General features: G+C 70.9%; 17 protein-coding genes and 1 rRNA gene. 12 read left to right on the forward strand and 6 right to left on the reverse strand.

From position 1 onward, the window contains the following. Nucleotides 1–3: 3 nt before the first annotated feature. A complete protein-coding gene (gene pip / locus C2L59_RS40350) occupies nucleotides 4–948 on the reverse strand; it encodes a prolyl aminopeptidase (RefSeq protein WP_103354864.1) in 945 nt (314 codons plus the stop codon). Between the two features lie 611 nt (nucleotides 949–1,559). Between pip and C2L59_RS40360 the strand changes: the two genes are divergently transcribed. Continuing rightward, the gene (locus C2L59_RS40360) at nucleotides 1,560–2,489 is read left to right on the forward strand and encodes an undecaprenyl-diphosphate phosphatase (RefSeq protein WP_103354865.1); all 930 of its coding nucleotides are present in this window, start codon (nucleotides 1,560–1,562) and stop codon (nucleotides 2,487–2,489) included. Between the two features lies 1 nt (nucleotide 2,490). Then, complete coding sequence (locus C2L59_RS40365) at nucleotides 2,491–3,342, forward strand: cytochrome c oxidase assembly protein (RefSeq protein ID WP_103354866.1); 852 nt, start codon at nucleotides 2,491–2,493, stop codon at nucleotides 3,340–3,342. 113 nt (nucleotides 3,343–3,455) lie between these two features. Here the strand turns inward: C2L59_RS40365 and panB are convergent, their stop codons facing one another. After that, nucleotides 3,456–4,325, reverse strand: coding sequence for a 3-methyl-2-oxobutanoate hydroxymethyltransferase (gene panB, locus C2L59_RS40370; protein ID WP_103354867.1), 870 nt, complete (start codon nucleotides 4,323–4,325; stop codon nucleotides 3,456–3,458). Nucleotides 4,326–4,563: 238 nt separating this feature from the next. Here panB and lysX point away from each other — a divergent pair, with 238 nt between their 5' ends. The 3 genes from lysX to C2L59_RS40385 all read left to right on the forward strand — a co-directional run bounded on the left by lysX (nucleotide 4,564) and on the right by C2L59_RS40385 (nucleotide 9,156). After that, a complete protein-coding gene (gene lysX, locus C2L59_RS40375; protein ID WP_103354868.1) occupies nucleotides 4,564–7,887 on the forward strand; it encodes a bifunctional lysylphosphatidylglycerol synthetase/lysine--tRNA ligase LysX in 3,324 nt (1,107 codons plus the stop codon). A 64-nt stretch (nucleotides 7,888–7,951) separates the two neighbouring features. Next, nucleotides 7,952–8,518, forward strand: a complete 567-nt coding sequence (locus C2L59_RS40380; RefSeq protein WP_233223961.1) for a hypothetical protein — start codon at nucleotides 7,952–7,954, stop codon at nucleotides 8,516–8,518. A 59-nt stretch (nucleotides 8,519–8,577) separates the two neighbouring features. Further along, nucleotides 8,578–9,156, forward strand: a complete 579-nt coding sequence (locus C2L59_RS40385; protein ID WP_103354869.1) for a DinB family protein — start codon at nucleotides 8,578–8,580, stop codon at nucleotides 9,154–9,156. A gap of 208 nt (nucleotides 9,157–9,364) precedes the next feature. On the opposite strand, the gene C2L59_RS40390 is transcribed toward C2L59_RS40385, so the two are convergent. Then, nucleotides 9,365–9,898: a methylated-DNA--[protein]-cysteine S-methyltransferase gene (locus C2L59_RS40390; RefSeq protein ID WP_103354870.1), complete on the reverse strand. Its 534-nt coding sequence runs from the start codon at nucleotides 9,896–9,898 to the stop codon at nucleotides 9,365–9,367. Between the two features lie 83 nt (nucleotides 9,899–9,981). Here C2L59_RS40390 and C2L59_RS40395 point away from each other — a divergent pair, with 83 nt between their 5' ends. Next, nucleotides 9,982–11,319, forward strand: a complete 1,338-nt coding sequence (locus C2L59_RS40395) for a S8 family serine peptidase (protein ID WP_233223962.1) — start codon at nucleotides 9,982–9,984, stop codon at nucleotides 11,317–11,319. A 7-nt stretch (nucleotides 11,320–11,326) separates the two neighbouring features. Beyond that, entirely contained in the window at nucleotides 11,327–11,941 is a 615-nt protein-coding gene (locus C2L59_RS40400; protein ID WP_103354879.1) for a VOC family protein, read from the forward strand. On the opposite strand, the gene C2L59_RS40405 is transcribed toward C2L59_RS40400, so the two are convergent. Next, nucleotides 11,938–13,659 carry an NAD+ synthase gene (locus tag C2L59_RS40405; RefSeq protein WP_103354871.1) on the reverse strand — a complete coding sequence of 574 codons (1,722 nt, stop codon included), beginning with the start codon at nucleotides 13,657–13,659 and terminating at the stop codon, nucleotides 11,938–11,940. The two genes, C2L59_RS40400 and C2L59_RS40405, sit on opposite strands and share 4 nt — an antisense overlap. Nucleotides 13,660–13,759: 100 nt before the next feature. After that, on the reverse strand, nucleotides 13,760–16,099 hold the full coding sequence (secA2, locus tag C2L59_RS40410; protein ID WP_103354872.1) for an accessory Sec system translocase SecA2: 2,340 nt from the start codon (nucleotides 16,097–16,099) through the stop codon (nucleotides 13,760–13,762). Nucleotides 16,100–16,254: 155 nt separating this feature from the next. Here secA2 and C2L59_RS40415 point away from each other — a divergent pair, with 155 nt between their 5' ends. After that, nucleotides 16,255–17,811: an alpha/beta hydrolase gene (locus C2L59_RS40415; RefSeq protein WP_103354873.1), complete on the forward strand. Its 1,557-nt coding sequence runs from the start codon at nucleotides 16,255–16,257 to the stop codon at nucleotides 17,809–17,811. Here the strand turns inward: C2L59_RS40415 and C2L59_RS40420 are convergent, their stop codons facing one another. Further along, nucleotides 17,812–18,429 (reverse strand): LppX_LprAFG lipoprotein, encoded by a 618-nt coding sequence (locus tag C2L59_RS40420; RefSeq protein ID WP_103354874.1) that lies wholly within the window; start codon nucleotides 18,427–18,429, stop codon nucleotides 17,812–17,814. Nucleotides 18,430–18,516: 87 nt separating this feature from the next. Here C2L59_RS40420 and C2L59_RS40425 point away from each other — a divergent pair, with 87 nt between their 5' ends. From C2L59_RS40425 to C2L59_RS40440, 4 genes are all read left to right on the forward strand, one after another. Further along, nucleotides 18,517–19,797 carry an MFS transporter gene (locus C2L59_RS40425; RefSeq protein ID WP_103354875.1) on the forward strand — a complete coding sequence of 427 codons (1,281 nt, stop codon included), beginning with the start codon at nucleotides 18,517–18,519 and terminating at the stop codon, nucleotides 19,795–19,797. A 61-nt stretch (nucleotides 19,798–19,858) separates the two neighbouring features. Next, on the forward strand, nucleotides 19,859–21,202 hold the full coding sequence (gene glnA / locus C2L59_RS40430; RefSeq protein WP_103354876.1) for a type I glutamate--ammonia ligase: 1,344 nt from the start codon (nucleotides 19,859–19,861) through the stop codon (nucleotides 21,200–21,202). Beyond that, complete coding sequence (locus C2L59_RS40435) at nucleotides 21,202–22,761, forward strand: amidase (protein ID WP_103354877.1); 1,560 nt, start codon at nucleotides 21,202–21,204, stop codon at nucleotides 22,759–22,761. Before glnA ends, C2L59_RS40435 begins: the two co-directional genes overlap by 1 nt. 431 nt (nucleotides 22,762–23,192) lie before the next feature. Next, nucleotides 23,193–24,711 (forward strand): 16S ribosomal RNA (locus tag C2L59_RS40440). Nucleotides 24,712–24,731 lie beyond the last annotated feature (20 nt).

Consider the following 24,731-nt stretch of genomic DNA (forward strand, 5'->3'; position numbering starts at 1 on the left):
GTGCTACTCGCGGAATGAGTCCGTCGCCGCGCGCAACGCGGCGAGCACGCCCGGGTCCGTCGCCGCGTGGCCGGCGCCCTCGAGCAGCGTCAGCTCCGAGCCCGGCCACGCCCGGTGCAGCTCGTACGCCGTTACCGGCGGGCACACCGTGTCGTAGCGGCCCTGGACCAGCACGCCCGGGATGCCGGCGAGCTTGCCCGCGTCGCGGATCAGCTGCCCGTCGTCGAGCCAGGCGCCGTGGCGGAAGTAGTGCACGGCGAGCCGGGCGAACGGCAGGGCGAACGCCGGATCGGCGTACTGGCGGACGAACGCCTCCTGCGGCACCACCGAGACCGTCGCGCCCTCCCAGGTGCTCCACGCGACCGCCGCCCGGTGCCGGACCTCCTCGGCCGGGTCGTCGAGCAGCTCGGCGTACGCGGCCAGCGGGTCGTCGCGGCCGGCCTCCGGAAGCGGGGCCAGGAACGCTTCCCACTCGCGCGGGAACAGGTGGGCCGCGCCGCCGCGGTAGATCCAGTCCAGCTCGCTCCGCCGGACGGTGAACACCCCGCGCAGGATCATTTCGCTGACCCGTGACGGGTGCGTCTCGGCGTAGGCGAGGGCCAGGGTGGCGCCCCACGAGCCGCCGAAGAGCTGCCAGCGTTCGATGCCGAGCCGCTCGCGCAGGGCCTCCATGTCGGCGACCAGGTGCCACAGCGTGTTGGCCGCGAGGTCGTCCGCACCCGGCGTCGACCGGCCGGACCCGCGCTGGTCGAACTGCAGGATCCGGTAGGCGGCCGGGTCGAAGTGCCGCCGGGTCATCGGGGCGATCCCGCTGCCGGGACCGCCGTGCAGGACCACCACCGGCTTCCCGGCCGGGTTCCCCGCCTCCTGGCAGCGGATCCGGTGCCCGTCGCCGACGTCCAGGAACCCTTCGGCGCGCGGGCCGATCGGCGGGTAGAGCTCGTCCATGCCGCCACTGTGACATCCGGGGCTTCGCCCCGGGCCGGGGGCTCCGCCACCCGGAACCCCCGAAGGAGTGGTGGTGACATCCGGGGCTTCGCCCCGGGCCGGGGGCTCCGCCACCCGGAACCCCCGAAGGACAGGTGGTGACATCCGCGGCCTCGGGCTCCACCACCCGGAACCCGAAAGAGCACCTGTGCCGCAGGGCCCCGGCCGCCGCCCCGGTGCCTCGCCGCCGGGTGCCGGGACGACGGCCGAGATAGGTGGGGACCCGCCCCCGCCGCCGGGCTGAGCGGGTCCCCGGTTCGTGACGCGTCAGCGGCTGTCGGCCGCGTCCGCGAGGTTCGGAGGGGGAGCGAGTCCGATGCCGTCGGAGTGGTCACGACGGCCGGCGATCCGCACACGCATTTCCCGTCCTCCTCGTCGAGGTTCGATGCTTCGTCGTGGCGGCGACGGGCTAAACGCTAAGCCACAAGTCGAACACCAGTCAAGAACATGATTGATGTTCATGCATGTGAACATCCGCTGTGAGGACGCTGAGCGCGCCCGTCCCCCTTGCCACCGGTTAACGAATGGGCCGGTACTTTCCGGTGTCGGATTCGCTGGAAAGAGGGTACGGAATGTCCGCGGTGACCTATGTCGAGGCGATTGTCGTCGGCGCCTTGCAAGGGGTGTCGGAATTGTTTCCGGTGTCCAGTCTCGGCCACAGCATCCTGCTGCCCGCCTGGCTCGGCGGGGCGTGGCAGCGGGACCTGAGCATCGGCAAGGATTCGCCGTACCTCGCGGTGCTCGTGGCGATGCACGTCGCCACCGCGCTCGCGCTGGTCCTGTTCTTCCGGAAGGACTGGGTGCGGATCATCGGCGGGCTGTGGACGTCGATCCGCCGCCGCGAAGTGCGCACGCCGGACCAGCGGCTGGCGTGGCTGCTGGTGCTCGCCACCATCCCGGTCGGGCTGGCCGGGCTGCTCTTCGAAAGCCTGCTGCGCGACTTCCTCGGCAAGCCGGTGCCGGCCGCGATCTTCCTCGCCCTCAACGGCGGAGTCCTCTACGCCGCCGAGAAGTTCTCCAAGCCGGGCAAGGCCGCGGCGGAAGCGGACACAGTGGACTTTTCGGCCGAGGACACGATGGTGATGCGGGCGGTCACCGTCGAGGAGGCGACCGACGTCCGGCTGGCGAAGCTGCGGGTCGGCGAGGCCGTGCTGATCGGTGCCGCGCAGATCCTCGCCCTGCTGCCGGGTATCAGCCGCTCGGGCATCACGATGGTCGCCGGCCTGCGCCGTGGACTGGGCCACGAGGACGCCGCGCGGTTCGCGTTCCTGCTCGCCACCCCGGTGATCCTCGCCGCCGGCGTGCTCAAGATGCCGACGCTGTTCGCCCCCGAAAACCACGCTTCACTCGGCCCGGCGCTCGTCGGCAGCGTCATCGCCGGGGTCGCTTCGTACATTTCTGTCCGGTTCCTCACCGGATACTTCGAAACGCGCACTCTGACCCCGTTCGCCATTTACTGCGCGGTCGCCGGAATCGGCAGCCTGATCTTCTTCGCGGTCTGACGTGCCGCTGACGTTCGACGCACCGGCGGCCGGCAGCGTGCTCCTCCTGGGCACGCTCTACGTCCGCGCGGCCCGCGGCCGCGGCTGGCCACCGGGCCGCACGACGGCGTTCCTCGCCGGGCTCGCGACGATCGTCGTCGTCACCTGCTCCCCGCTGGCCGGCTACGACACGACGTTCTTCTGGGTCCGCGCGGTCCAGACGGTCACGCTGCTGATGATCACGCCGCTGCTGCTGGCCCTCGGCGCGCCGATCCGGCTGCTCCTGGACAGCCTCCCGCGCGCCGCCTGGCTGCGGCGGCACGGGCGCGGCCCGCTCGCCCGTGCCCTGACGTTCCCGCCGGTCGTCACGGCGGTCCTGGTCGCGCCGGTGCTGGTGCTGTACCTGACCCCGCTCTACGACCTCACGCTGCGCTCACCGCTCGTGGACGGCCTCATGCGGCTCGTCCTCGTCCTGGCCGGCTTCACGTACTTCTGGACGCGCCTGGGCCTCGACCCGACGCCGCGGGCGGACCCCCACCTGGTGTCGGTGTGGATCGCGATCACCGAGGTCGTCTTCGACGGCGCGCTCGGCCTGGTCCTGTGGCTCGGCCCCCTGCTCGCGCCGGCGCACTACGCGGCCGCGCACCCGGGCCGGGGCCCGGACCCGCGCACGGACCAGATCATCGGCGCGGGCGTGCTGTGGATCGGCGGCGACGTCGCCGGCCTGCCGTTCGTCGTCGCGTTGTTCGTGCGGTGGGCCCGCGACGACGAACGGCGGGCGAAGCAGATCGACGCCCGGCTGGACGAGACACCCCCGACCGGCCTGTGGTGGGAGCACGACCCGGCGCTCGCGGAACGGTTCAAGCGCCGGTGACGACCAGGCTCCTCCAGCGCCCCAATGTGGCGTTCGGGGCGTCAGACGCACCGAACGCCACATTGGGTGCGTCAGACGCAACCAACGCCACATTGGGGCGCTCGGGGCGGCGGTCAGTCGTGGAACGTGTGTTCCGGGGCGGGGAACTCCCCGCGCCGGACGTCCTCGGCGAACGCCGTCGCCGCGTTCTGCAGCACCGTCGCCACGTCGGCGTAGCGCTTGACGAACCGCGGCGCCTTGCCGCGCCGCAGCCCGGCCATGTCCTGCCAGACGAGCACCTGGGCGTCGCAGTCCGGGCCGGCACCGATGCCGACCGTCGGGATCTTCAGCTCCGCCGTGACGCGCTTCGCGGCTTCGGCGGGCACCATCTCCATCACCACCGCGAACGCCCCGGCCTCCTGCAGCGCCAGCGCGTCGGCGAGCAGCACGTCCGCCGCTTCGCCGCGCCCCTGCACCCGGTAGCCGCCGAGGTTGTGTTCACTCTGCGGGGTGAACCCGATGTGACCCATCACCGGCACGCCGGCCGAGGTCAGCGCCTCGACGTGCGGGGCGAACCGGCGCCCGCCTTCGAGCTTCACGGCGTGCGCGCGGCCCTCCTTCATGAACCGCACCGACGTCTCCAGCGCCTGCTGCGGCGAGAGCTGGTACGAGCCGAACGGCAGGTCGGCGACCACCAGGGCCCGCTTGACCGACCGGGTGACCGCCCGGACCAGCGGCAGCAGCTCGTCCACCGTCACCGGCAGCGAGGTGTCGTAGCCGAACACGTTGTTGGCCGCGGAGTCGCCGACGAGCAGCACCGGGATCCCGGCTTCGTCGAACAACGCGGCGGTGTACATGTCGTAGGCGGTGAGCATCGGCCACGGTTCGCCGCGTTCCTTGAGCTCACGCAGGTGGTGGACGCGGACCTTCCGGCCCGGGGCGGGTGCCGCGGGAGCGGCGGGCCCGGTGCCGTACGGGGCGGGTTCTTCGGCGCTGGCAGACATCGTCGTCGACCGTCCTTCCCTCGAGGCCTCGGTGAGGTCCCCGGGTCGTGGAGCAGAGGCGTCTCACAGGGTGACACGCCCCCGGACCGGCACCGACCGCCTGCGACCAGCTTCACACCCCCGAGGACCATGGACGGTCAGCCTCCAGGTTGATGCCGGGGGACAACCAATCCGGGTTCACTCACGTCAAGAAGAGGGCATGACCACCGAACGGCCGCGAAAGGCGACGAAACCACCCATGGGTACCCTCGCGAGCTCGCGTCCGCGCCTTCCCGTCTGGAAGGCGAAGGCCGGCGGCATCACCGCGACCGTCGTGCAGCTGGCCGCCGTGTTCTCGGTGGTCCTGCTGTTCACCAACGGCCCGCACGGACGGCTCCTCAACGGCATCGACATGGCGTTCTCGGCCCTCAGCGTGCCCACCAGCGCGAGCCTCGTGATGGTGCTGCTGCTGGTCGTCCTCGGCGGCGCCCTGCGCCGCCGGAAGGCGGCCGCGCTGTACACGCTGGTGCTGTTCCAGGTCGGCGGCCTGGTGCTCACCCTGGCCCTGCAGGCGACGCTGCTCTGGTCACCCGAACTGCTGACGCTGGGCCCCAAGCAGGTCCGGCACATCCCGGCGCAGCTGTGGGTGCTGACCCTGGCCGACATCGCCTCGATCGCGCTGATCGTGTTCCTGCTCGCGCTGCGCCCGGCCTTCCCGGCCCGGCTCGCGCCGAGCGCCTGGCGCGACGGCCTGGCCATGCTGTTCGGCGGCTTCGCCGTGGTCATCCTGGTCGGCTGGGGCCTGGCGGAGGCGTTCCCCGGCCACCTCGGCGACAGCTGGGAGCGGTTCGCCTGGGTCGTCAACCACGCCACCGGTGAGAACCTGCAGCTGCGCCGGATCGGCGTCGGCGAGGGACCGGGCTGGCTCGACGTCTTCCTCGACCTCAGCGCGACCGCGGTCGCCACCGCGGCGCTGTACATGCTCTTCCGCGGTGTCCGCAGCCGCAGCCTGCGCACGGACGACGAAGAGCTGCGGCTGCGCCGGCTGCTCGCCGAACACGGCGAGGACGACTCGCTCGGCTACTTCGCGACCCGGCGCGACAAGAGCGTCGTCTTCGCGCCGAACGGCCGCGCGGCGGTCACCTACCGCGTCCTCGGCGGCACCAGCGTCGCCAGCGCCGACCCGGTCGGCGACCCGGAGGCGTGGCCCGACGCGGTCCGCGCGTGGCTCGACGAGACGCGCACGTACGGCTGGACCCCGGGTGTGCTCGGGGCGAGTGAACGCGGCGCGAAGGCGTACACCGACGCGGGGCTGCGGGCCCTGGAGATCGGCGACGAAGCGGTCCTCGACGTCCGCGAGTTCAGCCTGGCCGGGCCGGAACGGCGGTCGGTGCGCCAGGCCGTCAAGCGCATCGAACGGGCCGGCTACACCTCGCGGGTCCGCCGCCACGGCGAGATCCCCGCGGCCGAGATGACCGAGCTGCTCTGGCGGGCGCAGTCCTGGCGCGGCGCGGAGACCGAACGCGGCTTCTCGATGGCGCTGGGCCGGCTCGGCGACGCCAGCGACGGCCGCAGCGTGATGGTCGAGGCGTACGACGCCCGCGGCGAGCTGCGCGGGCTGCTGTCGTTCGTGCCGTGGGGCCGCCGCGGGCTTTCGCTGGACCTCATGCGCCGCGACCGCGACGCCGAGAACGGCCTCAACGAGTACCTGATCGCCGAGGTCGTCGCGGCCGCGCAGCACCTCGGCGCGCAGCGGATCTCGCTCAACTTCGCGATGTTCCGCGCGGTGTTCTCCGAAGGCGAGCGGATCGGCGCGGGACCGGTGCTGCGGGCCTGGCGCGGCATCCTGAGCGTGTTCTCCCGGTTCTTCCAGCTGGAGTCGCTGTACCGGTCGAACGCCAAGTACGGGCCGGACTGGGAGCCGCGGTTCCTCTGCTACTCCTCGGCCCGGCGGCTGCCGCGCGTCGGCATCGTCGCGGGCGCGCTCGAAGGGTTCGTCCCGACCGGACGGGCGCGGTCGCTGCGGCTGGAGACGGTCGGCGACGACTTCGTCGCCCGCGTCCGGGAGATCGAGGAGTCGGCGGCGACGCCGGCGGCGAAGGCGGTGCGGCGGCCCGAGCAGGTCCGCGTCCGCATCGACAAGCTCGGCAAGCTGCGCGAGGCCGGCATCGACCCCTACCCGGTCGGGTTCCGGCGCGACGACCACATCGGCGACGTCGTGGCGAAGTTCGGCGACCTGGCCCCGGACACCACCACCGGCCACCGCGTCCGGATCGCCGGGCGGGTGCTGAACCTGCGCGTCCTCGGCGGGCTGTGCTTCGCCCGCATCAAGGACTTCAGCGGCGAGATCCAGCTGATGCTCGAAGCCGGCGAACTCGACCTCACCCGCTGGCGGACCGGCGTAGACCTCGGCGACCACGTCGGCGTCAGCGGCCAGGTCGTCACCTCGAAGCGGGGCGAGCTCTCGGTGCTCGTCGACGAGTGGACGGTCACCGCGAAGTGCCTGCACCCGCTGCCCGACAAGCGGAAGGGCCTGACCGACCCGGAGACGCGGGTCCGGCAGCGCTACCTCGACCTGGCGGTCAACCCGGACTCGACGAACATGCTGCGGCTGCGGTCCACCGTGGTCCGCGCGGTGCGCGACCGGCTGCACCACGCCGACTACCTCGAGGTCGAGACGCCGATGCTGCAGACGGTGCACGGCGGCGCGAACGCCCGGCCGTTCGTCACCCACATCAACGCCTACGACATGCGGATGTACCTGCGGATCGCGCCCGAGCTGTACCTGAAGCGGCTCTGCGTGGCCGGCGTCGAGCGCGTCTTCGAGCTCAACCGCAACTTCCGCAACGAAGGCGTCGACGCGACGCACAACCCCGAGTTCACGATGCTCGAGGCGTACCAGGCGTACGCGGATTACGACACGATGAGGACGCTGACGCGCGAGCTCGTCCAGCACGCGGCGGAAGCGGCGTACGGCGCCCAGATCGTGCGGCGGCCCGACGCCGGGGGGAAGCTCGTCGAGCACGACATCTCCGGCGACTGGCCGGTCGTGCCGGTCCACCAGGCCGTCTCGGCGGCGTTCGGCGAGGAGGTCGGCTCCGGGACGCCGGTGGCCGACCTGCGCCGCCTGTGCGTCGCCGCGGGTGTGCCGGTGGGGGAGGACCCGAGCCACGGCGACCTGGTGCTCAAGGCGTTCGAGCACCTCGTCGAGGGCGCGACCGTGCTGCCCACGTTCTACACCGACTACCCGACCGACGTCTCGCCGCTGACCCGCCAGCACCGCGAAGACCCACGGCTGGCCGAACGCTGGGACCTGATCGCGTTCGGCTCGGAGGTCGGCACCGCCTACACCGAGCTGACCGACCCGATCGAGCAGCGGCGGCGGCTGGAGGCGCAGTCCCTGCGCGCGGCCAGCGGCGACGTCGAAGCGATGGAGCTGGACGAGGACTTCCTGCTGGCCCTGGAGCACGGCATGCCGCCCACCGGCGGGCTCGGCCTGGGCGTGGACCGGCTGCTCATGATGCTCACCGGGGCCTCCATCCGCCAGACAGTCCTGTTCCCCTTCGTCCGTCCGCAGGCATAACGGATCGGTCGACCTGGTCACGGTGACTCGGCCGGGGCGCGGGGGGTCGCTTACTGTGTGCCTCGTGCGCACGGCTCGGATCGCCTCGGCCCTCTTGATAGGGGTGGCCGTCCTCGCGTATTCGGGCTGGCTGCTGGAATTCCTCCTGCCCACGGGCGTGTCCCCGGTCCGGGACCCGGCCGAGGCGCTGCTGGCCGGGCCGCCGGTGTTCCGGATCCTGCTCGCCGTGTCGGGTGTGGCGTTCCTGCTCGCCGGTCCCCCGCTGCACCGGCTGGGGCCGGTCCAGTGGTCGGCGCGGCTGAGCTCGATCTCGGTGAGCGCGTTCGGCCTCGTCGTGCTGCTCCAGGCCGCCTACCCCGAACGCAGCGACGTCTGGTCGTCGCTGCTCAGCGTCGTCCTGGTGGCCGGGGTGATCAGCCTGATCCTGTGGTGGCCGCCGGGCTGGCGCGCGCTCGCGGTCGCCGGCCTGGCGGTGGTGCTGGCGACCTGGCTGGCCGTCGTGCTCGCCCGGCAGTTCGACACGTACGAGGGTGTGTTCACCCGGGTCCAGCTCGTGGTCCGTGCCGCCCTGTACAGCATCGGCGGGGCGTACGCCTTCGTGAAGCCGGCGCCGAGGCACGCGCACCGGTAGCGAAATTGTCGGTGCCGGGTGGCACGATCGCCGCAGTGTCCCAAGGCGGAAGGATCGACATGGCCGGAAACGTGCGCCCGGTGGCCGACGAGCGTGACGGGCTGCTGAACTTCCTGGAGCAGCAGCGGTACGTGCTCAAGCTGGCGGCCCACGGGCTGACCGACGAGCAGGCGAGAGCCACCCCGACGAAGAGTTCGCTGTCGGTCGGCGGGCTGGTCAAGCACGTCGCCAGCACCGAGTACGGCTGGCTGGACACGGTGCTGCAGGTGCCGCAGAAGCCGTTCAACGAGGCGGTGGCGGAGTACGAGGACGCCCACCGCCTGCGCCCGGACGAGACCCTGGCGGGCGTCTTGGCCCGCTACGACGAGGTGGCGGCCCGCACGGTGGAGGTCATCGCGGGCATCGACGACCTCGGCCGGCCGGTCCCGGTGCCGAAGGGCGTCCCGTGGTTCCCGCAGGACGTCGAGGCGTGGTCGGTCCGCTGGGTCCTGTTGCACCTGATCCAGGAGACGGCCCGCCACGCGGGCCACGCGGACATCATCCGCGAGCACATCGACGGCGGCACGGCCATGCCCCTGATGGCCGCGGCCGAGGGCTGGCCGGAGAGCCCCTGGATCAAGCCCTGGACCCCGGCCTGACAGCTCACCGCGGCTCGGCTCGGCTCGCGCCCACCGCGAGCCGACCCACCCGGCACGCAAATCGACCCTCCCGGCACGCGAGCCGACCCTCGCGCCCACCGCGAGCCGACCCACCCGGCACGCGAGCCGACCTCCCAGGTACGCGAGCCGACCCTCCCGGCACGCGAGCCGACCCTCCCAGCGCGCGTGATGCCCCTGCGGGCCCGGCTCAGAACAGCGTCGGCTCGTCCGCCAGCGCGCCCTCGATCACGAGCATCCGGCGTTTCGTCCCGACCCCGCCCCGGGCCGAGAACCCGCCGTCCTTCCCGCCGGCCGCCAGGACCCGGTGGCACGGCACGATGATCGGGAACGGGTTGTGCCCCATGGCCTGCCCGACGGCCTGTGCCGATCCCGGCTGCCCGAGCCGGTGGGCGATGTCGCCGTACGTCAGCGTCTTGCCCGGCGGGATCGCCCGCGCGATCTCGTACGCGCGCCGGTGGAACGCCGGCACGCCCGTCATGTCCAGCGGCACCGACGCCAGGTCGGAACGCGCGCCGCCCAGCAGCGCCACGATCCCGTCCACGGCCTCCTGCACCGGCGCCGGCGGCGGCCCCTCGACGGCGTCCGGGAAGCGCCGGACCAGCCAGGCCCGGGTCCGCGAAGCACTGCCCTCGGGCAGCGACGTCCCGACGACGACGTCCTCGCGCCACACCAGCCCGCACACCCCGATCGCCGTGTCGAACACCGTGAACCCCGTCGTCATGCGGTCAGCCTACGACCGAAGAGGGGTACCGCTGCGCCGTAAATGATCGCTAAGTTCGTTTTGGGCGAATTCGAGGAGGACGCGTGCGGCGAATCATCCTGGCGACGGCACTCCTGCTCGGCCTCATCGCCACCCCGGCCGCCGCCGACCCGCTCGTCATGCCGCACGTCGTCGTCGCGCACCACACGTGGTGGGCCGAGCTCGTCGTCGAGAAAGCCGGCGGGACGGTCGTCGCGAGCTACCCGCAGATCGGCGTCGTCGTCGCGTACACGGCGAAGGACGACTTCGCCGCGAAGGTCCGCAGAACGCCCGGCATCGACGCCGTCGGCGCCACCCGCACCGCGAAGATCCCGAAGGCGTTCTTCGCCCCCCGCAAGGACCTCCGCTACACCGGCCCCGGCTCGCCGAACTCCGGCCAGGTCCCGCCGGAGGGAACGGCGTGGGACGTCCCGGCGTTGCACCTGCCCGAAGCGCACCAGGTCACCGACGGCAGCCGGCGCACGCTCGTCGGCGTCCTCGACGTCGGCGTCGACGACGCCCACCCGGAGCTGAAACCGGCGTTCGACGCGAGGAACTCCGTCTCCTGCCTGTCCGGCTGGCCCGACCGCGGCCCCGGCGCCTGGCGCCCCACGCTCGACGGCCACGGCACGCACGTCGCGGGCACGATCGCCGCGGCCCGCAACGGAACCGGCGTCGTCGGCGTCGCCCCGGGAGCCCGGATCGCCGCGGTCAAGCTCGCCGAACTCGACGACACCGAGACGGCCGAAAGCATGGTCTGCGGGTTCGTCTGGGCCGCCGAGCACGGCTTCGCCGTCGCCAACAACAGCTACCGCTCGATCCCGTGGCGCTACAACTGCGACGACCAGCCGGACCAGGCCGCGGCGAAGCTCGCCGTCGGGCGGGCGGTCGCCTACGCGCAACGCCGGAACGTCCTCGTCGTCGCCTCCGCCGGCAACGCCGGGATCAACCTCGACACGCGCTCGGTCGACCGCGAAAGCCCGGCCGACAGCACCCCGGTGGAGCGCCGGATCGACCCCACCTGCACCCGGCTGCCGCACGAACTGCCCGGCGTCGTCGGCACCGGCGCGCTCGACGAAAAGCTCGTCAAAGCGACCTTCTCGAACTACTCGGCGTCCCGGATCAGCGTCGCCGCGCCCGGCGCGCGCGTCTGGTCGACCTGGCCGAACGGCGAATACCGGTCGGCGAGCGGGACGTCGATGGCCGCCCCGCACGCGAGCGGCGTCGCGGCCCTGATCGCGAGCGAGCACCCGCACTGGAGCGCCGAGCGGATCAAGCGCGCCCTCTACGCCACGGCGACGCCGCTGCCCTGTCCGGACACCACCTGCGCGCCCACGGAGCACGGAACCACCTACTACGGCCACGGGGTGGTCGATGCGGCGCGGGCCGTCGGCGCGGGATGATGGCGCCGTGCTCGACCACCTCGTCTACGCCGGCCCGGACCTCGCCGACGCCGTCGCCCGCGTCACCGCCCTCACCGGGGTCACGCCCGCGCCCGGCGGCCGCCACGTCGGCCTCGGCACCGCCAACCACCTCGCCGACCTCGGCGCGGGCAGGTACCTGGAGGTCATCGGCCCCGACCCGGCTCAGCCGGACCCCGAAGCGCCCCGCCCGTTCGGCATCGACGAGCTGACCGAGCCCGCGCTGGTCGCCTGGGCCGTCCGCACGACGGACATCAACGAGACGATCGCGAACGCCCGCGCCCACGGCTTCGACCCGGGCGACGCGACCGAAATGTCCCGCGAAACCGGCGACGGCGAAACGCTGCGCTGGCGCCTGACCCCGCCGAGCGTCCCGGGCACCCTGCACCCGTTCCTGATCGACTGGGGTCCGACACCGCACCCGACCACGCGTGGCCTGCCGTCCCTGCCGCTGCTGATGGTCACCGGCACCCACCCGGACCCGGATTCGGTGCTCGCGGTGACCGACGCGCTCGGCCTGGAGCTGCTGGTCCGCCGCGCGGACAAGGCGAGCCTGACGGCGGCCCTCCGGACGCCGGACGGCCGCCAGGTGGCGCTGAGTTAGGCCTTGCCCTCGCGCCACAGGTTGGTCATCGGCAGCCGCCGGTCGCGGCCGAAGGCCTTGAACGTGATCTTCGTGCCCGGCGGGTACTGGCGCCGCTTGTACTCGGCCTTGTCGACCATCCGGACCACGCGGTCGATCGTCTCCGGGTCGAAGCCCGCGGCCACCAGGTCGGCGTACCCGCGGTCGCCCTCGACGTAGTCGTCGAGGATGTCGTCCAACAGCTCGTAGTCCGGCAGGGAGTCGGTGTCCACCTGGCCCGGCCGCAGCTCGGCCGACGGCGGCTTGGTGATGGAGTTCTCCGGGATCGGCGGGGTTTCGCCGTTCTTCACCGCTTCGGCGTTGCGCCACCGGGCGAGCTGCCACACGTGCGTCTTGAAGACGTCCTTGATCGGGGCGAACGCGCCGACCGCGTCGCCGTAGATGGTCGAATACCCGACGGCGAGCTCGGTCTTGTTGCCGGTGGCGAGGACCAGGTGACCGTCCAGGTTGGACAGTGCCATCAGGAGCATGCCCCGCGTCCGCGCCTGGATGTTCTCCTCGGCCAGGCCGGTCAGCGAAAGCTGGTCGACGTAGACGCGGACCATGTCCTCGACCGGCTCGACCCGGTAGTGCGCGCCGATCCGCTGCGCCAGGTCGGCGGCGTCGTCCTTCGAGTGCCCCGACGAGTACTTCGACGGCATCGAGACGCCGTGAACGTTCTGGCCGCCGAGCGCGTCCGCGGCCAGCGCCGCGCAGACCGCCGAGTCGATGCCGCCGGAGAACCCGAAGGTGACCGACGAGAAGCCGTTCTTGTGCACGTAGTCCCGCAGCCCGATGACCAGCGCGTGCCACACCTCGGCCTCGTCGGACAGCGGCTCGCTGATCACCGGCGTCGCCGTCGGCTCGTACGCCGGCAGCGGGTCCGCGCTCAGCACCCGGCGCCGGACGTGCAGCCCTTCGAGTTCGCCGTCGGTGGCGTGCCCGCCCGCGGTGAGGTCCGTGTCCAGCACGAGCAGGTGCTCGACGAACTGCGGCGCGCGGGCCAGCAGCGTGCCGTCCGCGCCGACGACGAGCGAGTCGCCGTCGAAGACGAGGTCGTCCTGCCCGCCGATCTGGTTGGTGTAGACCAGCGGCGCCCCGGCTTCGGCGGCGCGGCGCGCGATGAGCGGCAGCCGCTGCTCGTCCTTCGACCGCTCGTACGGCGACGCGTTCGGCGCCACGACGAGGTCGACGCCGGCCCGGCCCAGCGCCGAGATCGGGCCGCCGTCCTGCCAGAGGTCCTCGCAGATGACCATGCCGATGTCGAGCCCGTGGAACCGGACGACGTCGAGCGTGGTGCCCGGCTTGTACCAGCGGTGCTCGTCGAACACGCCGTAGTTGGGCAGGTGGTGCTTGAACTGCCGCGCCACGACCTCGCCGCGGTAGAGCGCCGCGGCGGCGTCCCGCGGGCCGACGTCGTCGAGGTCGAGGTACCCGATGTAGGTGAGCACGTCACCGCAGCCGGCCTCGTCGAGCCGCCGCGCGAGCGCCTCGACGCCCTGCCGCGATGCGGCGGCGAAGGTCTTGCGGAGCGAGAGGTCCTCGATGGGGTACCCGGTCAGGGACATCTCGGGGAAGACGACGACGTGCGCGCCGGCTTCGGCGGCCCGCCGCGTCCACTCGACGTGCAGCTCGGCGTTGCCGTCGAGGTCGCCGACGGTGGGGTTGACCTGGGCGAGCGCGATGCGCAGTTGCGGCATGCCGCCATTCTGGCTCACGGTCACCCGGAAGGCCGAGCGAATGTGGGGGAAATCGAAAGGCCCCGCCCGGCGAACCGGACGGGGCCTCCCGAGAGAAGGACTACTTGCGCTTGATCATGCTCCGGACCTTCTTGATGGTCTGCTCGAAGTCCGAATCGAACGGGTTGTCGTGCACGAGGTACGTCCACGTCGTGTTCGCCCGCCGCACCCCGGCGTCACCGAGGTCGATGCCGTCGTCCGTCAGCTCCGCCTCTTCGAGCGTCTTCGCCGCCCGCGAGTCGGCCTCGGCGATGATCTTGTGGAACTCCGGGATCGCCGCGCGGTGGAACTCGTCCAGCGGCGTCTCGCGGGCCAGCGCCCGCAGGTGAATGCTCTCCCGGACGTCGGTCAGGTACGCCAGGTGGTCCGACCACAGCTGGTCGATGTGGAACAGCAGCACCTCGCGGCACATCTGCTCCAGCTTGTCCTGGTCGTCGAGCTTCTCCTTCAGCTCGCCGAACTTCTCCGGGTGCGCCTTCTCCAGCGCCTCCGCCGCGTACGCGGTGCGAAGCACCTTGTCGCGGTGCACCAGCAGGTCGCGCCGCTGCCGCTCGATCAGCCGCGTGTAGCGCCAGGTGTTGCGGTGGATCTCCAGGTCGACGCCCTCGGCGACGCGCTGGGCGTGGTTGAGCTGCCGCAGCGCCGCGTTGTCGGTGATCTCGCCGGTCTCTTCGTCGTCGACGATCCCCTCGGGGATGTCCGGCGCGTTCGACAGCACGAGGTCGTCGTTCAGGCTGGCGAAGAAGATCGCGCTGCCCGGGTCGCCCTGGCGGCCGGAGCGGCCGCGCAGCTGGCCGTCGAGCCGGCTCGACGGGTACCGCGCGGTGCCGATGACGTGCAGCCCGCCCAGCTCGACGACCTCGTCCCGGTCGGCGCCGTCGGTGCCGCCCAGCCGGATGTCGGTACCGCGGCCGGCCATCTGGGTGGACACGGTGACCGCGCCCTTCTTGCCGGCCTCGGCGATGATCGCGGCCTCTTCGGCGTCGTTGCGCGCGTTGAGCACGACGCACTCGAGGTCGACCTTCGCCAGCTTCTCGGCCAGCTCTTCGGACTCGGCGACGTCCTGGGTGCCGACGAGGATCGGCCGCCCGGTCTCGTGCACCGTGCGGATTTCCTCCTCGATCGCCCGCAGCTTCTGCGACGGCGACGCGAAGACGCGGTCCTCGAGGTCCTCGCGGATGTTCGGGGTGTTCGGCGGGATGACCGCGACCTCGAGCTCGTAGAACTCCCGCAGCTGCTCGGCGACGGCGACCGCGGTACCGGTCATGCCGGCGACCTCCGGGTAGCGCGCCAGCAGCGCCTGGACGGTGATCGAGTCCAGGATTTCGCCGCGGTCGGTCGCGGTGACCTGCTCCTTCGCCTCGACGGCGGCCTGGAGGCCGTCCGGCCAGCGCTGCAGCTCGGCGACGCGGCCGCGGGCGGCGTTGATCAGCTGCACCTTGCCGTCGCGGACCAGGTAGTCGACGTCGCGGGTGAGCAGCGCGTGCGCGTGCAGGGCGACGTTCACCGCGGGGAGCCGGTCCGACGCCGTCTCGCCGTAGAGGTCGTCGACCTCCAGGCCGAGCGACTTCGCGACGACGGACGCGCCGGCGTCGGTCAGCCAGGCGTTGCGGCCTTCGCTGTCGGTCTCGTAGTGCAGGCCGAGACGCAGCCGCCGGACGACCTTCGCGACCTCTTCGTCGGCGTCGGTGTGGTCGATCGAGCCGGCCATCACCAGCGGGACGCGGGCCTCGTCGACCAGCACCGAGTCCGCCTCGTCCACGATCGCGACCTCGGGGGCCGGCTGGACGAGGTCGCCGACCGACGTCACCAGCCGGTCGCGCAGCACGTCGAAGCCGATCTCGGCGACGGCGCCGTACGTGACGTCCTTGGCGTACGCCTCACGACGCTCTTCGCGCGAGTGCGACGGCTCGACCCAGCCGACCGACACGCCGAGCAGGGCGTACACCGGGCCCATCCATTCGGCGTCGCGGCGGGCCAGGTAGTCGTTGACGGTGACGACGTGAACGCGCTTTCCGCGCAGGGCGTACCCGGCCGCGGCCAGCGCGCCGGCGAGGGTCTTGCCCTCACCGGTCTCCATCTGCACGACGTGCTTGGTGAGCAGGCCCATCGTGCCCAGCACCTGCACGTCGAACGCGCGCTCGCCCAGTGCCCGCCGCGCGGCCTCGCGGCCCAGCGCGCACACCTCGATGAGCTGCTCGTCGCCGAACGCGGTGTCCTTCAGCGTCTCGCGAAGCTTGCCCGCCCGCTCGGTCAGCTCCTCGTCGGAGAGCTTTTCGAGCTCGGGTTCGAGCTTCTCGACCGCGGGCAGCAGTGCTTCGTAGCGGGTCAGCTCGACGCTGCCCGGCCGCTGGATGATCCGGCGGAGCTTCTTGCCCATCCGGCTGATCAGTGCTGCCACCCCTGGTCTCCCGTTCTCTCTCGCTCGACCGGCTTCCACCACCCAACGCGACGGTGGTGCGTTCGAGTTCCGCGGCCGGATGGGACGATCCAACCGTGTTCCCTCATCCCAGCGCCAGGTCCGGTCGTCGCCGGATCACCGCAATTGCGACATCCGTGCTGATCGCGGCCTCGCTGGCCGCCTGCACGTCCACCGGAACGGAGGTGCCCGCCCCGACGACCGAGTCGCACCCGCCGTCCGGGCCGGTGCCCGCCGGGCTGGAGCGGTTCTACGGCCAGAGCCTGTCCTGGGCCGACTGCGCACCTTACGCGACGTCGGAAGACTCGAGGTCGGCGTTCCAGGCGAAGGGCGTCCAGTGCGCGCGCCTGACCGTGCCGCTGGACTACGCCAAGCCGGCCGGGGACACGATCACGCTCGGCCTGCTCCGGCACAAGGCGACCGACGCCGGCTCGCGGATCGGCTCGCTCGTCGTCAACCCGGGTGGCCCGGGCGCGTCGGGGATGGTCGCGGCCGCCGGGCTGGTCAAGCCGGCCACGGGCGCCGGCCTGGGCAAACGCTTCGACCTGGTCGGATTCGACCCGCGGGGGATCGGGGCCAGCCAGCCGGCCATCCACTGCCTCACCGACTCCGAGCGCGACGCCGACCGCGCCGACGACAGCGAGACGGACGGCTCGCCGGCGGGGGTGCAGAAGCAGGAAGCGCAGGAAAAGAACTTCGCCGCGAAGTGCGCCCAGCGCACCGACGACGGCACCGGGATGCTGGCCAACGTCGGCACCCGCGACGTCGTGAAGGACCTGGACGTCCTCCGCTCGGTCCTCGGCGATGAAAAGCTCACCTATTTGGGCTACTCCTACGGCACCCGGATCGGGTCGGCCTACGCCGAGGCGTTCCCGAAGAACGTCCGCGCGATGGTCCTCGACGGCGCGGTCGACCCGGAGCAGGACGCCGTCGAGTCGCTGGTCGCCCAGGGCCAGGGCTTCGGGACGGCGTTCACCCAGTTCGCGAAGTGGTGCGCGGCCCAGCAGGACTGCGCGCTCGGCGCGGACCCGGACGGCGCGGTCGCGGCCTTCCAGAACCTGGTCCGGCCGCTGATCGACTTCCCGGTGCCGGTCGGCGACGGCCGCAAGCTCTCCTACGAGGACGCCACCACCGGCGTCATCCAGGCGCTCTACCAGGAAACCCTCTGGGACACCCTCAACTCGGGCCTCAACGAGCTGAAGCAGCAGCGCGGCGCGACCCTGGAGAAGCTCGCCGACATCTACAACGAGCGCGACTCCGACGGCAGGTACGGAACCACGCAGGACGCCTTCACCGCGATCCGCTGCGTCGACGACCCGCGCGTCACGGACCCGGCCGTCATCCTCAAGGCGCAGGAGCAGTACGTGAAGGTGGCGCCGTTCCTCGACGACGGCCGCCCGGCTTCGGCGGCGCGCGACGCGTGCGCGTTCTGGCCGGTGCCGAACACGTCCGAGCCGCACGTGCCGAACGTCGAAGGGCTCGCGAAGACGCTGGTCATCTCGACGACCAACGACCCGGCGACGCCGTACCAGGCCGGCGTCAACCTCGCGAAGGGCCTGAAGGGCGCGCTGCTGACCTTCGAGGGCACCCAGCACACGGTGTTCCTGCAGGGCGTGAAGTGCGTGGACCAGGCGGGCACGGACTACCTCGTCGACGGCACGGTGCCGCCGGAGGGCAAGCGCTGCTCGCCCTAGCTACGCCTGCTCGGTCAGCGACAGCTCGATCATCACCGGGCTCAGGTGGTCGTCCGGCGGCGGGATCTGCACCCACAGCCGGACGAACCGCCGCGGCCCGCCGTCGGACACCCACACCTTGACGTTGAGGTCGGCGTCGACCTGCGCGAGCACGCTGTGCGCGACGGCGGCGGGCACCGTGCCGGCAACCCGCAGCGCGGGCGCACCGTCGACGTTCTCGCGGCCTTCGGTCCTGGTGTCGGTCACGCCGTCGAGCAGCCGCTTCAGGCCGCCGTGCGGGCCGAGGAACGCGCCGACCCGGTAGGCCTCGGGCAGCGCATCCTGCCCGTCGTGCACGTCGAAGGGGTACTTGGCGTGCCCGTCACCGGACTGGACGTCGATCGTGCCGGTCGCGTGGCCGCCGTCGGCCAGGGTCGCGTCGCCCTCGATCTGGCGGAGCGGGAAACCGGGGAGCACGCCGTTGACCCCGGCCGCGAAGTGCACGCTGCGCACGGAGGCGAACGACGTCGCCGCGGTGCGGACCAGCTCGGACCCCGCCGGGAACGGCCCGCGCGTGTCGGGTGATCCGGTGCAGCCGGCCGTCAGCAGGAGCACGAGCAGGAGGGCGAGGCGGCGCATCCCCGAAGCCTACTGATGGCCTGATCCTTGCGGATGATGTCCTTCCGGCCACTTCCGGCGGCCCGCGCGCGCGGAGAGACTGCCTGGGTGACTGTCGAAACCCGTCCCGCCCCGAAGCTGCACCGCGCCTGGCTGATCGCCGGTGCCGCCTTCGTCGCGCTGCTCGCCTCCGCCGGCTTCCGCGCCGCGCCCGGGGTCCTCATCGACCCGCTGCACGAGGAGTTCGGCTGGTCGCGCGCCACGATCAGCTCCGCCGTCTCGGTCAACCTCGTGCTCTTCGGCCTCTTCGCGCCCTTCGCGGCTGCGCTGATGGACCGCTTCGGCATCCGCCGCGTCTCGGCGACGGCGTTGTTCGTGATCGCGCTGGGCGCGGGCGGCACGGTGTTCATGAGCGCGAGCTGGCAGCTAGTGCTGTGCTGGGGCGTGCTGGTCGGGCTGGGCACCGGCTCGATGGCGATGAGCTTCGCCGCGATGGTCGCGACGCGGTGGTTCGTCCGCAGCCGCGGCGTCGTCACCGGCGTCCTGACCGCGGCCGGCGCCACCGGCCAGCTGATCTTCCTCCCGCTGATCGCGAACCTGGCGGTGACCTCGGGCTGGCGCACGGCCTCGCTGGTGATCGCGATCGCCGCGCTCGCCGTCGTCCCGGTGGTCCTGCTGGTCATCCGCGACCACCCCGCCGACGTCGGCACCACGGCCTACGGCGCGCCGGCCGGCACCGAGATCGCGCCCCCGGCGCCGAAGACCGGCTCGGTCCGCCGCGCTCTCTCCGTGCTCGGCCAGGCCGCGCGGACCCGGACGTTCTGGCTGCTCGCCGTCGGCTTCGCGATCTGCGGCGCGACGACCAACGGCCTGGTCGGCACCCACTTCGTGCCGGCCGCGCACGACCACGGCATGCCGCAGACGACCGCCGCGGGCCTGCTGGCCCTGGTCGGTGTCTTCGACGTCGTCGGCACGATCTTCTCCGGCTGGCTCACCGACCGCGTCGACCCGCGGATCCTGCTCGGCGTCTACTACGCCCTGCGCGGGCTGTCGCTGGCCCTGCTGCCGCAGCTGTTCACCGGCTCCGTGCAGCCGAGCATGTGGGCGTTCATCCTGTTCTACGGCCTCGACTGGGTGGCCACGGTTCCGCCGACGGTCGCGCTCTGCGTCCGCGCGTTCGGCGAAGCCGGCCCGATCGTGTTCGGCTGGGTGTTCGCCTGCCACCAGCTCGGCGCCGCGTTCGCCGCCTCGGCCGCCGGCCTGGTCCGCGACCAGCTCGGGAACTACGACCTGGCCTGGTATGCGGCCGCGGTCCTGGCCGTCATCGCGTCGGTGGCTTCGCTGGCCATCACGCGCGCGAAGAAGCCCGTCGCGGTACTCGCGACGTGACTTCGGCGGCGTCGGCGCGTCGCGAAACACGCCGTTAACACGCTGTGGTTAGGGTGCGGCCATGGATCGCCAGCAGGAATTCGTGCTCCGCACGCTCGAGGAGCGCGACATCCGTTTCGTTCGTCTCTGGTTCACCGATGTGCTGGGGTTCCTCAAGTCCGTCGCGGTCGCGCCGGCCGAGCTCGAAGGCGCCTTCAACGACGGAATCGGCTTCGACGGCTCGGCCATCGAGGGCTTCGCGCGCGTCTACGAATCGGACATGGTCGCCAAGCCCGACCCGTCGACGTTCCAGGTCCTGCCCTGGGAGACCCCCGAGGGCGGCCCGTACTCGGCCCGCATGTTCTGCGACATCGCGATGCCCGACGGTTCGCCGTCGTGGGCGGACCCGCGGCACGTGCTGCGCCGCCAGCTGTCGAAGGCCGCCGAGGCCGGCTTCACCTGCTACGTCCACCCCGAGATCGAGTTCTTCCTCCTCTCGACCATGCCGGACGACGGCAGCGAGCCGGAGCCCGCGGACAACGGCGGCTACTTCGACCAGGCCAGCCACGCCACGGCGACGCACTTCCGCCGGCACGCCATCGAGACCCTCGAAGCGATGGGCATCTCGGTCGAGTTCAGCCATCACGAAGGGGCACCGGGTCAGCAGGAGATCGACCTCCGTTACGCCGATGCGCTGACGATGGCCGACAACGTGATGACGTTCCGTTACGTCGTCAAGGAGGTCGCGCTGACGCAGGGCGTGCGCGCCACGTTCATGCCGAAGCCGTTCACCGACCAGCCCGGCTCGGGCATGCACACGCACGTCAGCCTGTTCGAAGGCGACCGCAACGCCTTCTACGACGCCGAGGACCCCCACGAGCTGTCGGAGACCGGCAAGGCCTTCGTCGCCGGGGTGCTCCACCACGCGAAGGAGATCTCGGCGGTCACCAACCAGTGGGTGAACTCCTACAAACGCCTGATCAGCGGCAGTGAGGCGCCCACGACGGTGTCGTGGGGCCGGGCGAACCGCTCGGCGCTCGTCCGGGTCCCGATGTATTCACCCGGAAAGGCGTCATCTCGGCGGGTGGAAATCCGTACGCTGGACTCGGCGTGCAACCCGTACCTGGCGTACTCGGTCATCCTGGCCGCCGGGCTGAAGGGGATCGAGAAGGGCTACGAGCTGCCGCCACCCGCCGAAGACAACATCTGGCAGCTGAGCGACTCCGAGCGGCGCGCCGCCGGGTACGCACAGCTACCGCAGAACCTGGGAGAAGCCCTGGCCGAGATGGAGAAGTCCGAACTGCTGCCGGAGGCCCTCGGCGAGCACGTCTACGACTTCTTCCTCCGGAACAAGCGCGTGGAGTGGGACAACTACCGCAGCGCGGTCACCCCGTACGAACTCCGAACGCTCCTCCCGGTGCTCTGATGGGGCGGCGGCCGGTGTTCCTCGCGATCCTGGCCGCCGCACTCGTGCTCGTCCCCGCCGCGCCCGCGGCCTCGGCGTCCCCGGCGAAGTTCGACCTCGACTCGGCCGACATCCCGGCGCTGCAGGCGCGGATGGCGTCCGGCCGGCTCACCGCGGTCGGCCTGACCAGGACTTACCTCGACCGGATTCACCGGATCGACGGCAAGGTCAACGCGGTCCTGGCCCTCAACCCGGCGGCGCTCTCGCAGGCTTCGGCCAGTGACGCCCGGCGTCGCGCGCACCACCTCCGTGGCCCGCTCGACGGGATCCCGGTGCTGGTCAAGGACAACGTCGACACGCGTGACCAGTGGACGACGGCCGGTTCGCGGGCGTTGCGCAGCTACCCGGCGAAGGACGCCACCCTGATCACCCGGCTGCGTGCCGCCGGTGCGGTGATCCTCGGCAAGGCGAACCTGTCCGAATGGGCGAACTTCCGCGCCGCGAAACCGACGTCCGGCTGGTCGGGCGTGGGCGGGCAGACGAACAACCCGTACGTGCTGGACCACAACCCGTGCGGGTCGTCCGCGGGGTCGGCGGCCGGCGTGGCGGCGTCGCTGGCCCAGGTGGCGATCGGCTCGGAGACGGACGGCTCGATCGTGTGCCCCGCCGGGATGACGGCGACGGTCGGCCACAAACCCAGCCTCGGCCTGGTCAGCCGCACCGGCGTGGTGCCGATTTCCGCCGAGCAGGACACGGCGGGCCCGATCGCCCGCAACGTCGTCGACGTGGCCCTGACGCTGTCGGTCCTGCAGGCCCGCGACCCTGCAGACCCGGCGACCCTGACCTACCCGCGCACGCAGCCGACGGACTACGCGAGGTACCTCCGACCGGGTGTCCTCCGCGGTGCGCGGATCGGTCTCTGGCGCCTCCCGGTCCTCGGCCCGGCCACCGACGCGATCATGACGTCGGCGCGAAACGCGCTGGTCAAGGCCGGTGCGACGGTCGTCGAGGTGACGCTGCCGTACCAGGCGAGGCTGGGGGAGCTGGAGTTCCCGGCGTTGCTCACGGAGTTCCACCGCGACATCGACGCCTACCTGGCGACCCGCCCGTCCGGCCCGCGCAACCTGGCCGAGCTGATCGCCTACAACCGGGCGGACCCCCTGGAGCGGACGTGCTTCGCCGGGCAGGAGCTGTTCGAGCAGGCCCTGGCCGCGCCCCCGCCCACGGACCCGGGCTACCTCGCCGGCCGGGCGGAGCTGTCGGACCTCGCCCGCCGCTCCCTGGACGAGACGCTGGCCGCGCACCACCTGGACGCGATCGCCTCGCCGACCAACCCGCCGGCGTGGAAGACGGACTGCGCGGTGGGCGACAACGACGTGATCCCGTCCTCGACGCCGGCCGCGGTGGCCGGGTATCCGGACGTGACCGTGCCGGCCGGGTTTGCCGGACCCCTCCCCGTGGGCATCTCGTTCATGGGTGCCCGGTGGTCCGACGCCCAGATGCTGGCCCTCGCGGCCGACTTCGAACGCGTCGCGCCGGCGCGGGTCCCGCCGCGGTATCTGCCGACCTTGCCGTCGTAGCCGTCTGTAAGCACTCTGACCTGCGGCAATGGCGTTAAGTGACCCCCCTGTTTCGGGGTGGTTCCGGGGCATGTAATCTTCTCTTCGTCGCCAGGAACACCGGGTCACACCGGGGCCGCAAGCCCCGGAGACCAGGCCGGGACGAGCGGGTTGACACCGCGGATCGGACCGGGTAATGTTCAGCGTCGGCCCACGAGCGGCCGCCGACCCCCTACGACTAACACCGTAGGCTAAGGCATGCTCGACCAAAAGCTTGTGAATATCGCTTGGAACAACTGCCGAGGATTTAGCCGCGGATAACGCGGGTGGATTCAGAGTGTGTTGCTTGAGAACTCAACAGTGTGCTAGTGAACTAAGCCAGTAGAGCTTATGTATTGAACCTCGTATGAGGTTCCTTTGAGAGCATTAAATTGCCTCGATTAAACTGTTCATTGTTGGAGAGTTTGATCCTGGCTCAGGACGAACGCTGGCGGCGTGCTTAACACATGCAAGTCGAACGCTGAACCACTTCGGTGGGGATGAGTGGCGAACGGGTGAGTAACACGTGGGTAATCTGCCCTGCACTCTGGGATAAGCCTTGGAAACGAGGTCTAATACCGGATATCACAACTTCTCGCATGGGGGGTTGTTGAAAGTTCTGGCGGTGCAGGATGAACCCGCGGCCTATCAGCTTGTTGGTGGGGTAATGGCCTACCAAGGCGACGACGGGTAGCCGGCCTGAGAGGGTGACCGGCCACACTGGGACTGAGACACGGCCCAGACTCCTACGGGAGGCAGCAGTGGGGAATATTGCACAATGGGCGAAAGCCTGATGCAGCGACGCCGCGTGAGGGATGACGGCCTTCGGGTTGTAAACCTCTTTCGCCAGGGACGAAGCGCAAGTGACGGTACCTGGATAAGAAGCACCGGCTAACTACGTGCCAGCAGCCGCGGTAATACGTAGGGTGCGAGCGTTGTCCGGATTTATTGGGCGTAAAGAGCTCGTAGGCGGTTTGTCGCGTCGGCCGTGAAATCTCCACGCTTAACGTGGAGCGTGCGGTCGATACGGGCAGACTTGAGTTCGGTAGGGGAGACTGGAATTCCTGGTGTAGCGGTGAAATGCGCAGATATCAGGAGGAACACCGGTGGCGAAGGCGGGTCTCTGGGCCGATACTGACGCTGAGGAGCGAAAGCGTGGGGAGCGAACAGGATTAGATACCCTGGTAGTCCACGCTGTAAACGTTGGGCGCTAGGTGTGGGCGACATCCACGTTGTCCGTGCCGTAGCTAACGCATTAAGCGCCCCGCCTGGGGAGTACGGCCGCAAGGCTAAAACTCAAAGGAATTGACGGGGGCCCGCACAAGCGGCGGAGCATGTGGATTAATTCGATGCAACGCGAAGAACCTTACCTGGGCTTGACATGCGCCAGACATCCCCAGAGATGGGGCTTCCCTTGTGGTTGGTGTACAGGTGGTGCATGGCTGTCGTCAGCTCGTGTCGTGAGATGTTGGGTTAAGTCCCGCAACGAGCGCAACCCTTATCCTACGTTGCCAGCGCGTTATGGCGGGGACTCGTGGGAGACTGCCGGGGTCAACTCGGAGGAAGGTGGGGATGACGTCAAGTCATCATGCCCCTTATGTCCAGGGCTTCACACATGCTACAATGGCTGGTACAGAGGGCTGCGATACCGCGAGGTGGAGCGAATCCCTTAAAGCCGGTCTCAGTTCGGATCGCAGTCTGCAACTCGACTGCGTGAAGTCGGAGTCGCTAGTAATCGCAGATCAGCAACGCTGCGGTGAATACGTTCCCGGGCCTTGTACACACCGCCCGTCACGTCATGAAAGTCGGTAACACCCGAAGCCCATGGCCCAACCCCGTAAGGGGAGGGAGTGGTCGAAGGTGGGACTGGCGATTGGGACGAAGTCGTAACAAGGTAGCCGTACCGGAAGGTGCGGCTGGATCACCTCCTTTCTAAGGAGCACAACACATCC

The sequence above is a fragment of the Amycolatopsis sp. CA-128772 genome (assembly GCF_002904295.1).
Lineage (GTDB): Bacteria > Actinomycetota > Actinomycetes > Mycobacteriales > Pseudonocardiaceae > Amycolatopsis.